Source organism: Arthrobacter sp. P1_D4 (assembly GCF_056406115.1).
In genome coordinates, this window is record NZ_JBFUAU010000007.1 from 56,738 (window position 1) to 69,707 (window position 12,970).

The 12,970-nt window shown below is 67.2% G+C and carries 10 protein-coding genes; 8 read left to right on the forward strand and 2 right to left on the reverse strand.

Annotated features, from left to right (window positions below; all coding sequences use genetic code 11):
* Positions 1-81 precede the first annotated feature (81 nt).
* The 4 genes from dut to AC1D0A_RS08115 all read left to right on the forward strand — a co-directional run bounded on the left by dut (position 82) and on the right by AC1D0A_RS08115 (position 2,807).
* Positions 82-600, forward strand: coding sequence for a dUTP diphosphatase (dut, locus tag AC1D0A_RS08100; RefSeq protein ID WP_230010969.1), 519 nt, complete (start codon positions 82-84; stop codon positions 598-600).
* Between the two features lie 182 nt (positions 601-782).
* Complete coding sequence (locus AC1D0A_RS08105; RefSeq protein ID WP_243179332.1) at positions 783-1,529, forward strand: DUF3710 domain-containing protein; 747 nt, start codon at positions 783-785, stop codon at positions 1,527-1,529.
* Complete coding sequence (locus AC1D0A_RS08110) at positions 1,522-1,977, forward strand: hypothetical protein (RefSeq protein WP_243179330.1); 456 nt, start codon at positions 1,522-1,524, stop codon at positions 1,975-1,977. Before AC1D0A_RS08105 ends, AC1D0A_RS08110 begins: the two co-directional genes overlap by 8 nt.
* Positions 1,974-2,807: a DUF3159 domain-containing protein gene (locus AC1D0A_RS08115; RefSeq protein ID WP_476945545.1), complete on the forward strand. Its 834-nt coding sequence runs from the start codon at positions 1,974-1,976 to the stop codon at positions 2,805-2,807. The genes AC1D0A_RS08110 and AC1D0A_RS08115 overlap by 4 nt, the downstream gene beginning before the upstream one ends.
* Positions 2,808-2,889: 82 nt before the next feature.
* Here the strand turns inward: AC1D0A_RS08115 and AC1D0A_RS08120 are convergent, their stop codons facing one another.
* Together AC1D0A_RS08120 and AC1D0A_RS08125 are read right to left on the reverse strand one after the other, a co-directional pair.
* The gene (locus AC1D0A_RS08120) at positions 2,890-3,633 is read right to left on the reverse strand and encodes a potassium channel family protein (protein WP_018772421.1); all 744 of its coding nucleotides are present in this window, start codon (positions 3,631-3,633) and stop codon (positions 2,890-2,892) included.
* Positions 3,634-4,305, reverse strand: a complete 672-nt coding sequence (locus tag AC1D0A_RS08125) for a potassium channel family protein (protein ID WP_028277003.1) — start codon at positions 4,303-4,305, stop codon at positions 3,634-3,636. It abuts the gene before it with no gap.
* 154 nt (positions 4,306-4,459) lie between these two features.
* Here AC1D0A_RS08125 and AC1D0A_RS08130 point away from each other — a divergent pair, with 154 nt between their 5' ends.
* The 4 genes from AC1D0A_RS08130 (at position 4,460) to dxs (ending at position 12,926) form a co-directional block, all read left to right on the forward strand.
* On the forward strand, positions 4,460-6,436 hold the full coding sequence (locus AC1D0A_RS08130) for an APC family permease (protein WP_173403080.1): 1,977 nt from the start codon (positions 4,460-4,462) through the stop codon (positions 6,434-6,436).
* Positions 6,433-7,806, forward strand: coding sequence for a class I SAM-dependent RNA methyltransferase (locus tag AC1D0A_RS08135; RefSeq protein WP_476945546.1), 1,374 nt, complete (start codon positions 6,433-6,435; stop codon positions 7,804-7,806). The genes AC1D0A_RS08130 and AC1D0A_RS08135 overlap by 4 nt, the downstream gene beginning before the upstream one ends.
* Positions 7,807-8,030: 224 nt before the next feature.
* On the forward strand, positions 8,031-10,844 hold the full coding sequence (locus AC1D0A_RS08140) for an aconitate hydratase (protein WP_476944123.1): 2,814 nt from the start codon (positions 8,031-8,033) through the stop codon (positions 10,842-10,844).
* 108 nt (positions 10,845-10,952) lie between these two features.
* Positions 10,953-12,926: a 1-deoxy-D-xylulose-5-phosphate synthase gene (gene dxs, locus AC1D0A_RS08145; protein ID WP_028277006.1), complete on the forward strand. Its 1,974-nt coding sequence runs from the start codon at positions 10,953-10,955 to the stop codon at positions 12,924-12,926.
* Positions 12,927-12,970 lie beyond the last annotated feature (44 nt).

Genomic DNA, 12,970 nt, shown 5'->3' on the forward strand with positions numbered 1-12,970 from the left:
TACCAGTCCCGCGGGCGGCGTGCGCGGGCAGGCCGGCGGCGGCTAGGACGATGTTCCTTGCGGGCGTTAGAGTGAGGGACTGTGACTGAAGAAAACACCGCCGTCGCCAGTGCCGCCCCAACGGCCAGCGACGCAGCCTACGGAACGCCCACCTTGACGGTACAGCTGAAAATGCTCGACGACGGGCTCGAGCCGCCATCGTACGCGCACCCGGGCGACGCGGGCGCTGACCTTCGTGCCCGCGAGGACGTCGTCCTCGCCCCGGGGGAGCGCCGCCTCGTCCCGACAGGCGTCTCGATTGCGCTCCCGGATGGATTCGTTGCGCTGATCCACCCCCGGTCCGGCCTCGCCACCAAGCACGGACTCACGGTGGTGAACGCCCCGGGGACCGTGGACGCCGGCTACCGCGGTGAAATCGCGGTGACACTGCTCAATACGGACCGGGACGAGGCGATCGAGCTCCGCCGCGGCGATAGAATTGCACAAATGGTCATTCAGCGCGTGGAGTACGCCAGGTTCCTCCCGGTCGAGGAGCTCGACGGCTCCGTCCGCGGCGGGGGAGGCTTCGGCTCCACCGGCGGTTTCGGCGGACCGGCCTGAGCGCAGGCCCCGGCAACACCACGGGAGCCAACTGCGTTTCAGCAGTGCCGCAGGCACCGCAGCACATGCAGTCAATGATGCACGGAATAAGGAGCCGGCCGCGGGGTAGCGGGCGGCCACGCGGACAGGCGCCAGGACGGCGCCGGGCGGCGGTACAGGATCACAACTGAAGGAGACACCCCATGGTTTTTGGGCGCGGCAGGAAAGCCAAACAGGAGCAGCCGACCGGGGCCGATACGGACCAGAACGCTGTGGCCACGGAAGCTGCTGGTGACGCCGCCGCGACACCGGCCGGGAACGTTGCCAAAACCGCCGGCCGGGCCGCGACGGGCCCCTTCGACGTCTCGGAAATCGACGACCAGGACGGGTATGTGGACCTCGGTGCGCTGCTGATCGCACCCCGGGAGGGACTCCAGCTCCGCTTGGAGGTTGAAGAGGCGAGCCAGCGCGTCGTCGCCGTCACCATGGACCTGGAGGGATCGAGCCTTCAGCTGCAGGCCTTCGCCGCCCCCCGCTCCGAGGGCCTGTGGGATGAAATCCGTGAGCAGATCGGGCAGTCGGTCGGCAGCCAGGGCGGCCAGGTCGAGGAAGTCGAGGGCAGCTTCGGCACCGAACTCGTGGCGAAGCTTCCCGCCGGCGGCGCGGACGGCAGCCAGGGGTACCGCGTGGCCCGGTTCATCGGCGTCGATGGCCCGCGCTGGTTCCTCCGCGGAGTCTTCGGCGGCGAGGCAGCCCTTGACCGCGACGCGGCGGCCGGACTGGAGGGGCTCTTCCGGAAGATCGTCGTGGTCCGCGGCGAGAACCCCATGCCGCCGCGTGACTTGCTGCAGCTGCGCCTGCCCAAGGACACCGCCGCTGCACCGTCGCCGCAGGCGGCCCCCGAATTCGAACAGCCCGAACGCGGACCGGAGATAACTCAGATTGGCTGATGCCGCCGGCAAGAAAGCCACCGCCGCCATGTCCGTCCGGGACTTGCCGGACCGCGGGCGGGTGCTGTGCCACGGCTTCATCGAGTCCGTCACGTACGTGCCCGCCAACCAAGTGGCTTCCTTCATTGCGATCCTGATCGATCACGACCTACCTGCGCCCGTCAGCCGTTTCCCGGGTTTTGGTGCCAAAGCCGGCTCCGGTGCCGGGGCGGCCAGCAGCCTGCCGGTCAACGGGGTATCAACACACCGGGTGCGCCCCGGCGCTCAGCGCCAGCGGCCGGCCGGTCCCAAGGAGCGGCTGCGCGTTGTTTGGCTGGGCCGGCGCCGGATCCCCGGCGTCGACGCCGGAACAGAGCTCCGGCTCGAGGGCATGGTCACCATCCGCGACGGGCTGCCCACGATCTTCAACCCACGCTACGAAATACTCTCCCGCCAGGAGGAGCAATGACCTTGCCCGAACACCCCGAGCGGGACCGCCCGGAGCGGCCTCAGCAAGACACCGACCGGCAGGAGCCGGCGGAATCCGCGGACGGCGGCCGGGACATCTCCGCACCCGTGACTTCCGAGCCCACCACCGCCCAGCCCACAACCGCCGCGCCAACTGTCGCTCAGCTTGCCGGGGACTACGCGGCCAAGGCCGGCCTGCACCGGTCGAGCAACGGCAACATTGATGTGCTTAGAAGCGCCGGCGGCATCCAGGGCATCGCCGAGAGCATCCTCCCGGGCCTGGTCTTCCTGATTGCCTTCACCATCGACCGGGAAAACCTGGCGATGGCCGTCACGGCCTCCCTGGCGGTGGCCGCCGTCTTCACCGTGGCGCGGCTGGTTCAGCGCAAACCACTGACGCAGGCTCTCGCCGGCTTCATCGGCGTCGGCCTCTCCGCCTGGCTGGCCACCTCGACCGGCAAAGCAGAGAACTTCTACGTCCTGGGGTTCTTCACCAACGTCGGCTACATCCTGGCAATGTCGATCTCCGTGGCCGTGCGCTGGCCGATCGCCGGCCTGCTCTTCGGCTTCATCCGCAACGAGGGCCTGGAATGGCGCAAGGACCCGAAACGGATCAGGGCGTACAGCATCGGCACGTGGGTGATCGTTGCCGTGCTGGTCCTGCGGCTCGTGGTGCAGGTTCCGCTCTACTTCATGGGCGAGCAGGGCCTCGCCGCCCTCGCCACCACCAGGCTCATCATGGGCGCGCCGCTGTACATCCTCGGCATCTGGATTGCCTGGCTGATCACCCGGCCGGCCCCGGTGCCCGCCGCGGCCCCAGAGGCCAACTGACCCGATGCGCTATCAGATATGGCCGTTCCCAAACTTCGGGAACGGCCATATCTGATAGCGCATCTATTGGGAGCGGAACGGATCAGCCGTCGAAGCCGTCGTCCCCGGCCGGCTGGGTGCCGTGGCCGTGCTGGTCCGAGGTCACCGGGTGCTGGTCCTCCAGCGGTGATTCGGGCGCCAGCAGGGCGCGGAGGTCGTCCTCGGCCGCGATCGTGGTGACAAAGAACAGCTCGTCGCCGCCGTCGATCACGTCGTCGCGGCTCGGCGTGATGGGCGCCTGGTCCCGCAGGATCGCAACGAGGGTGGCGTCCTCGGGCCACTGGACATCGCCCACGGTCAGCCCGATCACATGCGAGTCGTGCGGGACCGTGAACTCCACCAGCGAGGACACCCCGGTCTGCAGTGTCAGCAGCCGCACCAGGTCACCGATCTCCACCGCCTCCTCCACCAGGGCGGTCATCAGCTGCGGGGTGTTGACCGCGACGTCGACGCCCCAAGAGTCGTCGAACATCCAGTCGTTCTTGGGGTTGTTGACCCGGCCGACGGTACGCCCGACGCCGAATTCCGTTTTGGCCAGCAGCGAGACCACCAGGTTGACCTTGTCGTCACCGGTGGCGGAGACCACGACGTCGGCGTCCTCGAGTTTGGCGTCCTGCAGCGTGCTCAGCTCGCAGGCATCACCGACCAGCCAGTGGGCTCCGCGCAGCCCGCTCCGGCCGATGACCTCCGGCTTCTCGTCGATCAGCAGGATTTCGTGCTTGTGGGCCAACAACTCGCGGGCGATCGAGGACCCGACGCTTCCGGCACCGACGATGACGACTTTCACTCAGGACTCCTTGGCGGGGGATTTGGCGAGAATATGGCCGATTTCCGAGCTCCGGTCCACGTTCAGCATGGCGTGGACGGTGTCGCCGTCCTGGTAGGACGTGCCGGCAACGGGCAGCATGCCCTCGCCGAACCGGGTCAGATACGCGATCCGGATGCCGGCCGCCTTCTCGATCGAGGAGATCGGGTGCCCGATCCAGTCCGGGTTAAGGTCAACTTCGGCGAGGACCAGCCGGCCCGAGGGCTCCCGGTAGTCGCCGGCGATGTGCTGTTCGGGCAGGATGCGGCGCAGCACCTGGTCGGCGCTCCAGCGGACCGCGGCGACCGTGGGAATGCCGAGGCGCTGGTAGATTTCGGCGCGGCCCGGATCGTAGATCCTGGCCACCACATGGGGAACGTGGAAAGTCTCCCGCGCCACCCGGGTGGCGAGGATGTTGGAGTTGTCGCCGCTGGAAACGGCCGCGAAGGCATAGGCCTCCTCGACGCCTGCCCGCTTCATCGTCTCGCGGTCAAACCCGACCCCCGTGACCTTCCGTCCGGAAAACCCGGTGCGGAGCCGCCGGAAGGCGCGGTCATCCTGGTCGATGATGGCCACCGAATGACCGGCGTCCTCGAGCGTGTGTGCCAGGGTTGACCCGACACGGCCACAACCCATGATCACGAAGTGCGCCACAAGGGCCTCCTCTTGGTTCTGCGTCTGATACTGCGTAAAACTCTACCGGCCACGCGGTGCCGGAAGGCCACGGCCACGGGGCGCCGGCCGACGTCCTTGCGGACGCCAACTTCGCCGTCATGACATCGCGTCCGAATCAGACTAGCTTTGTGTGGTGCTGACAATTTTCAATGCCGTGAAGCGGGTGCTGGTAGGCAAGCCCTTCCGGAACGACCGTCTGGCCCACACGCTCTTGCCGAAGCGGATCGCGCTGCCCATTTTCGCCTCGGACGCGCTGTCCTCGGTGGCCTATGCCCCGGATGAAATCCTCCTGACCCTGGCCCTGGCCGGCGTGAGCGCGGTCGCCATCGCTCCGTGGGTGGGCCTCGCCGTCATGGTGGTGCTTCTGACCGTCGTGGCCTCCTACCGCCAGAACGTCCACGCCTACCCCTCCGGCGGCGGCGATTACGAGATTGCCAACGTCAACCTGGGCAAGTTCGCCGGCCTCACCGTGGCCTCGGCGCTGCTGGTCGACTATGTGCTGACGGTGGCTGTGTCCATGTCGTCGGCCGCGACGTACCTGACCACCGCCGTGCCCTCGCTGCACGGGCAGCAGGCGGCGATTGCCACGATCGGCGTCATCATCCTGGCCCTCGTGAACCTGCGCGGGATCAAGGAGGCGGGCAGCGTCTTCGCCGTCCCGACCTACATCTTCATGGCCTCGATCCTGGGTATGACCGCCGTCGGGGTCTTCCAGGCCGCAACCGGCCAGCTGGGGCAGGCACCGTCGGCGGCGTTCGAGATTGTGCCTGAGCCGGGCTTCGACGAAGGACTTGTCGGTCTGGCCGGCGCGTTCCTGCTGCTGCGTGCCTTCTCCTCCGGCGCGGCGGCCCTGACCGGCGTCGAAGCCATCAGCAACGGTGTGCCCAACTTCCAGAAGCCGAAGAGCAAGAACGCGGCCACCACGCTGCTGCTGCTGGGCGTGATTGCCTCGGCCATGCTCGCGGGCATCATCTACCTGGCCAACGCCACCAAAGTGCACATCGTGCTGGACCCGGCGACCGAATTCCTGCTGAACGGCAAACCGTTGGAAGAGGGCTACATCCAGAACCCGGCCATCAGCCAGATCGCGCAGACCGTCTTCGGCGAGGGCTCCATCCCGTTCTATATCGTGGTGGCCGCCACCGGCGTCATCCTGGTGTTCGCCTCCAACACGGCGTTCAACGGTTTTCCGGTGCTCGGCTCGATCCTGGCGCAGGACGGCTACCTGCCGCGCCAGCTGCGCACCCGTGGCGACCGGCTGGCCTTCAGCAACGGCGTCCTGGCCCTGGCGGCCGGCGCCCTGGTGCTCATCATCGCCTTCAACGCCGACGTTACAAAGCTCATCCAGCTCTACATCGTGGGCGTCTTCATCTCCTTCACGATGAGCCAGCTGGGCATGATCCGGCACTGGGGCCGGGAGCTGAAGCTTTCCAAGGAACCTGCCGTGCGGTTGCGCATCATCAAGTCCCGGACCATCAACACGGTGGGCTTCTGCATGACCGCCCTGGTCTTGGTGATCGTCCTGATCACCAAGTTCTCGCAGGGCGCCTGGATCGCGCTGCTGGCGATGTTCGTGCTGTTCCTGATCATGTGGAGCATCCGGGCGCACTATGACAACGTGGCCAAGGAACTCGCCGTCGACGAGGACTCCTCGCCGCGCGCCCTACCCACCCGGGTGCACGCGGTGCTGCTCGTCTCGCACGTGCGCAAGCCGGTTCTGCGCGCCCTCGCCTACGCCCGGGCCTCCCGCCCGTCGCGGCTGGACGCCATTACCGTGGACATCAGCTCCGAGGAAACCGAGGCGACAGTTGCGGACTGGGAGAAGCTCGAAATCCCGGTACCCCTAACCGTGCTGGCCAGCCCGTTCCGCGAAACGGTGACCCCGATCATGGACTACATCAAGAACATGCGCCGCGATTCGCCGCGCGACCTGATCGTGGTCTACATCCCGGAGTACGTCGTGGGCAAATGGTGGGAGCAACTCGTCCACAACCAGACCGCGCTGCGCATCAAAACCCGGCTGCACTTCGAGCCCGGGGTCATGGTGTGTAGTGTGCCGTGGCAGCTGAAATCGTCCGAAGAAGCCAAGAACCTGCAGGATATCCAATGACCCACGACACCCGGACGCACGCCCACACCGATACCCGCACCGAACTGACGCTCGACGTCGGACCCGTCGCCCACGGCGGGCACTGCGTTGCCCGGCACGAGGGACGCGTCATCTTCGTCCGGCACGGGATTCCCGGCGAAAAGGTCCGTGTCCGGCTCACTGAGGACGGCCCGGCCGCGAAATTCTGGCGCGCCGATGTGGTGGAGGTCCTGGAGCCCTCCCCGGACCGGGTGCCGCACTTCTGGGACCTCGCCGATTCCGCGCGCTCCTGGTCGCACCGGCACCCGCCCGTCGGCGGCGCCGAACTCGGCCACATCTCTCTGGCGCGCCAGCGCAGCCTCAAAGCCGAGGTACTGGCCGAACAGCTCAAGCGGCTGGCCGGCGTCGAACTTGCGCCGGCGGGGCAGCTCACAGTCGAAGCCGTCGGCACGGCCGCGGGGGAGCCGGCCGCGTCCGGCCTGGGCTGGCGGACGCGKGCCGGCTTCGCCGTGACGGCGGCCGGCAAGCTCGGCATGCACGCCCACCGCTCCGATGCCATCCTGCCCGTGCGCGACATGCCGCTGGCCGTGGACGGGATCAACGCGCTCCGGCTCTGGGACATCGACCTGCAGGGCATCGACCGGGTCGAGGTCGCCGCCCCGGCGAACGGCTCCCGGCCGCTGGTGCTGCTGGTGCCAGCCCCGGGAACCCGGTCCAAGCGGCTCAGCGGCATCCTGGCCCAGCTGCCCGACGACGTCTCGGTCGCCAGCCTGGACCCGGCCACCGGCGAGGTGCTGCAGTTGCGCGGCCGCACCTACGTCCAGGAGTCTGCAGCGGGCCACGAGTACCGGGTTACCGGCGACGGCTTCTGGCAGATCCACCGGGATGCCCCGGAGACACTCGTCGGCGCCGTCACCGGCTTCCTGCACGACGGCGGCTACCTCGCGCCGGGCTCGGTGGTGGCGGACCTGTACGCCGGGGCCGGGCTGTTCACGGCACCGCTGGCCGATGCCGTGGGCGTGACCGGATCCGTGCTCTCGGTCGAGGGAGCCCCGGGAACCAGCCGCGATGCACGCAAGAACCTGCACGACGCCGCCCAGGTCGAGATCGTCCAGGGCCGTGTGGAGCGCGTGCTGCGGCAGAAACCCCGCAACTTCGACGCCCTGATCCTGGACCCGCCACGCGCAGGTGCCGGCAAGGCGGTAGTCAAACAGTTGATGGACGCCGGTCCCCGGGCCGTCGCCTACGTCTCCTGCGATCCGGCCTCATTCGCCCGCGACCTGGGCTATTTCCGGCAGGGCGGCTGGGGCCTGGCCGGGCTGCGTGCCTTCGACCTGTACCCGCATACCCACCACATGGAGACTGTGGCGTTGCTGACTCCTCAACCGTGATGCCACTAGGATGGGCGTAGTAGTCCGTCGTCGCGCTCCATCATCAGTGGTTAATTGAGTACTGGCGTTGAATTAACCACCTGCGTTGATTTAGCGGCCGTTCCCTGCGTTCTTACCTGCATTGCGTACCATGATGTACCGATGCCTGTATTAGTTAGGCCGACCTAACTAGCAAGGGTCCAGTAGCGCGACAAAGATGAAACTGTTGCGAGAGGAGTCCTGCGATGAGCATTGTGGACAGCTTCGGTTCAAAAGGCAAACTTAATGTAGCCGGAACCGAATATGAAATTTTCCGGTTGAACTCCGTCGAAGGTGCAGAAAACCTTCCGTTCAGCCTCAAGGTATTGCTTGAAAACCTGTTGAGGACCGAGGACGGTGCCAACATCACGGCCGACCACGTCCGTGCGCTGGCAGGCTGGGATCCCAGCGCCGAGCCCGACACCGAGATCCAGTTCACGCCGGCGCGCGTGATCATGCAGGACTTCACCGGCGTGCCGTGCGTCGTTGACCTCGCCACCATGCGTGAGGCCGTCAAGGAGCTCGGCGGAGACCCGAAGCGGGTCAACCCGCTGGCACCGGCCGAAATGGTCATTGACCACTCGGTCCAGATTGACGCCTTCGGCAACTCCGGCGCACTGGAGCGCAATATGGAGATCGAATACCAGCGCAACGGGGAGCGTTACCAGTTCCTGCGCTGGGGCCAGACTGCATTTGACGACTTCAAGGTCGTCCCGCCGGGCACCGGCATTGTGCACCAGGTCAACATCGAGTACCTGGCCCGCACCGTTATGACCCGTGAAGTCGACGGCGTTGTCCGCGCCTACCCGGACACCTGCGTCGGCACCGACTCGCACACCACCATGGTCAACGGCCTGGGCGTGCTGGGCTGGGGCGTTGGCGGCATCGAGGCCGAGGCTGCCATGCTTGGCCAGCCCGTGTCCATGCTCATCCCGCGCGTCGTGGGCTTCAAGCTCACCGGCTCCATCCCGGCCGGCGCCACCGCCACCGACGTCGTCCTGACCATCACCGAGCAGCTGCGCAAGCACGGTGTGGTCGGCAAGTTCGTCGAGTTCTACGGTGAAGGCGTCGCGGCTGTGCCGCTGGCCAACCGTGCAACGATCGGCAACATGAGCCCGGAGTTCGGCTCCACCGCCGCGATGTTCCCGATCGACGACGTCACCCTCGACTACCTGCGCCTCACCGGCCGGTCCGACGAGAACGTCGCGCTCGTGGAGTCGTACGCGAAGGAACAGGGCCTCTGGCACGACCCCTCCCGCGAGATCAAGTTCTCCGAGTACCTCGAACTGGACCTGTCCACGGTTGTTCCGTCGATCTCCGGCCCGAAGCGCCCGCAGGACCGCATCATCCTCACGGAGTCCAAGGCCCAGTTCCGCGAGGACCTGCGCAACTACGTGAAGGAAGACCTGGCCGACGGAAGCCTGGACGAAGCGATCGACGAAAGCTTCCCGGCTTCGGACTCGCCCTCGTTCACCGCCTCTTCGTCGCACCCGAGCGACGTGGCCCCGCACGCGCACGGCCCGAAGTCCAACGGCCGCCCGTCCAACAAGGTCAGCGTCAAGACCGCGGACGGACGCGAGTTCGAGCTCGACCACGGCGCGGTCTCGATCGCCTCGATCACCTCCTGCACCAACACGTCCAACCCGTCCGTGATGCTGGCCGCCGCACTGCTGGCCCGCAACGCCGTCGACAAGGGCCTGACGTCCAAGCCCTGGGTCAAGACCTCCGTGGCTCCCGGTTCCAAGGTAGTCACCGACTACTACAACAAGTCGGGCCTGACCCCGTACCTGGAGAAGCTCGGCTTCTACATCGTGGGCTATGGCTGCGCCACCTGCATCGGCAACTCCGGTCCGCTCGACGCCGAGATCTCCGAGGCCATCCAGGCCAACGACCTCTCCGTCACCGCGGTGCTCTCCGGCAACCGTAACTTCGAAGGCCGGATCAACCCGGACGTGAAGATGAACTACCTGGCCTCCCCGCCGCTGGTCATCGCTTACGCCCTGGCCGGTTCCATGGACTTCGACTTCGACAACGACGCCCTGGGCCAGGACGAGGCCGGCAACGACGTCTTCCTGAAGGACATCTGGCCGAACCCGGTCGAGGTCCAGCAGGTCATCGATTCCTCGATCGACAAGGAAATGTTCGCCCGCGGCTACGAAGGCGTCTTTGAGGGCGACGATCGCTGGAAGGCGCTCGACACCCCCGCCGGCGACACCTTCGCCTGGGACGAGAAGTCCACGTACGTCCGCAAGCCCCCGTACTTCGAGGGCATGAAGGCCCAGCCGGAGCCGGTCCAGGACATCACCGGTGCGCGTGTGCTGCTCAAGCTGGGCGACTCCGTCACCACGGACCACATCTCCCCGGCCGGTTCCTTCAAGTCGGACACCCCGGCCGGCCAGTACCTGCTGGCCAACGGTGTGGAGCGCAAGGACTTCAACTCCTACGGCTCACGCCGTGGCAACCACGAGGTCATGATCCGCGGCACGTTCGCGAACATCCGCATCAAGAACCAGCTCCTGGACGGCGTGGAGGGCGGCTTCACCCGCGACTTCACCCAGGCCGACGGCCCGCAGGCCTACGTCTACGACGCCGCGCAGAACTACCAGGCAGCCGGCACCGCGCTGGTGGTCCTGGCAGGCAAGGAGTACGGCTCGGGTTCGTCCCGTGACTGGGCCGCCAAGGGCACTGCCCTGCTGGGCGTCAAGGCTGTCGTTGCCGAGAGCTACGAGCGCATCCACCGCTCCAACCTGATCGGCATGGGTGTCCTCCCGCTGCAGTACCCGGCCGGCCAGAACGCCGCCAGCCTGGGCCTGACCGGTACGGAAACCTACGCAGTTGAGGGCGTCACCGCCCTGAACGACGGCACCACGCCGAAGACCCTCAAGGTCACGGCCACCGCCGAAGACGGTTCCGTCACGTCCTTCGACGCCGTGCTGCGCATCGATACGCCGGGCGAGGCGGACTACTACCGCAACGGCGGCATCCTGCAGTACGTCCTGCGCCAGATCTCCGCACACTAGCGGAGCTGCCGGGCACGCTCCGGTAACGCATGCAACGGCCCCGGCCGGTCACTGACGCCCGGAGGCGTTAGAGTTAAAAGGCATGTCTACCACCCGAAGGAGGGGCCGTTGGGAATCTTGGACACCATCCGGAATCCGCAGGACCTGAGTAAGTTGTCCGGGGCGCAGCTGGATCAGCTGGCAGCCGAGGTCAGGGATTTCCTGATCGGCAACGTCTCCCGGACGGGAGGGCACCTGGGCCCGAACCTCGGCGTCGTCGAGCTCACCATCGCGGTGCACCGGATCTTCGATTCCCCCCGCGACAGCATTGTCTTCGACACAGGGCACCAGTCCTACGTGCACAAGCTCCTCACCGGACGGCAGGATTTCAGCACGCTCCGCCAGCAGGGCGGCATGTCCGGCTACCCGGACCGCGCCGAATCCGAGCACGACATCGTCGAAAGCTCGCACGCGTCTTCCTCGCTGTCCTGGGCCGACGGCATCTCGCGCGCCCGGCAGCTGACCGGCGACGGCGACCGCTTCGTCGTCGCGGTGGTGGGCGACGGCGCCCTGACCGGCGGCATGGCGTGGGAGGCCATCAACAACATCGCGGCGGACAAGAAACGCCGTGTCGTGATCGTGGTCAACGACAACGGCCGCTCCTACGCCCCGACGGTCGGCGGGTTCGCCGACTACCTGGCGTCCCTGCGCCCCACCATCGATTCCCTCCGGGCCGCGCCCTCCTATGAAGGCACGCTCGAGTGGTGGAAGCGCAAACTGCAGAAGGGCGGCCCCGCGGGGCAGTTCACGTACAAGAGCCTGCACGCCATGAAGAAGGGCATCAAGGACTGGTGGGCCCCGCAGGGCATGTTCGAGGACCTCGGCATGAAGTACATCGGTCCCGTCGACGGCCACGACCTCCAGGCCATGGAAAACGCCCTGTCCACCGCCAAGAACTATGCCGGCCCCGTGATCGTGCACGCCATGACGGAAAAGGGCCACGGCTACGCCCCGGCCCGCGCCCATGAAGCGGACCAGTTCCATGCCGTGGGGATCATCGATCCGGAGACCGGCGCACCCACCGAGGCCGGTGGCGCGAAGTCCTGGACCGCGGTGTTCGCCGACGAGATCGCCGACATCGCCGACGAGCGCCAGGACATCGTCGGGATTACCGGTGCCATGCTGATTCCGGTCGGGCTACACAAGTTCGCCGCCCGGCACCCGGAGCGCGTGTTCGACGTCGGCATCGCCGAGCAGCACGCCCTCACCTCGGCTGCCGGCATGGCGTTCGGGGGACTGCACCCGGTGGTCGCGGTCTACGCGACGTTCCTGAACCGTGCCTTCGACCAGCTGCTGATGGATGTCGCCCTGCACAAAGCCGGCGTCACGATCGTGCTGGACCGGGCCGGCGTCACCGGACCCGACGGCGCAAGCCATCACGGCATGTGGGACATGGCCATGGTCCAGATCGTCCCCGGGCTGCACCTCGCCGCGCCGCGCGACGCCACCCGGCTGAGGGAGGAACTGCGCGAGGCTGTGGCCATTGAAGACGCCCCGAGCGTGCTCCGCTACTCTAAGGGCAACGTCGGCCCCGAAGTCGATGCGGTCGAACGCCTGGAGGACGGCGTGGACGTGCTGGCCCGCCGGCCCGCGGGCTCGAGCGAGAACGACGTCCTGATCGTCAGCGTGGGCGCCATGTCAGAACTCGCTCTGGACGTCTCCGGCCGGCTCGGTGCCCAGGGCATCAGCTCCACGGTGGTGGATCCGCGCTGGGTCCTCCCGGTCCGGCAGTCCATCATCGATCTCGCCGCGCGCCACCGCCTGGTCATTTGCATTGAGGACGGAGTGCGGGCCGGCGGCGTCGGTTCCCGGATCCGCCAGGAGATGCGTGCCGCGGGCGTCGACACCGCCCTCAACGAGGTGGGCCTGCCGGTCGAGTTCCTCGAACACGGCACGCGCAGCCAGGTGCTCGAACGCGTGGGCCTGACCGCCCAGCAGATCACGCACGACGTCGTCGCCCAGGTCCTGGGCACCAAGGTGCCGTTTGCGCGCCCCTTGCCCGGCCAGGAACACCCCAGCACCGGCAGCATCCCGCAGCTGTAGCCAGCACATCCGTTGAGCACTACCCGTGGGCGCCACTGAATCCG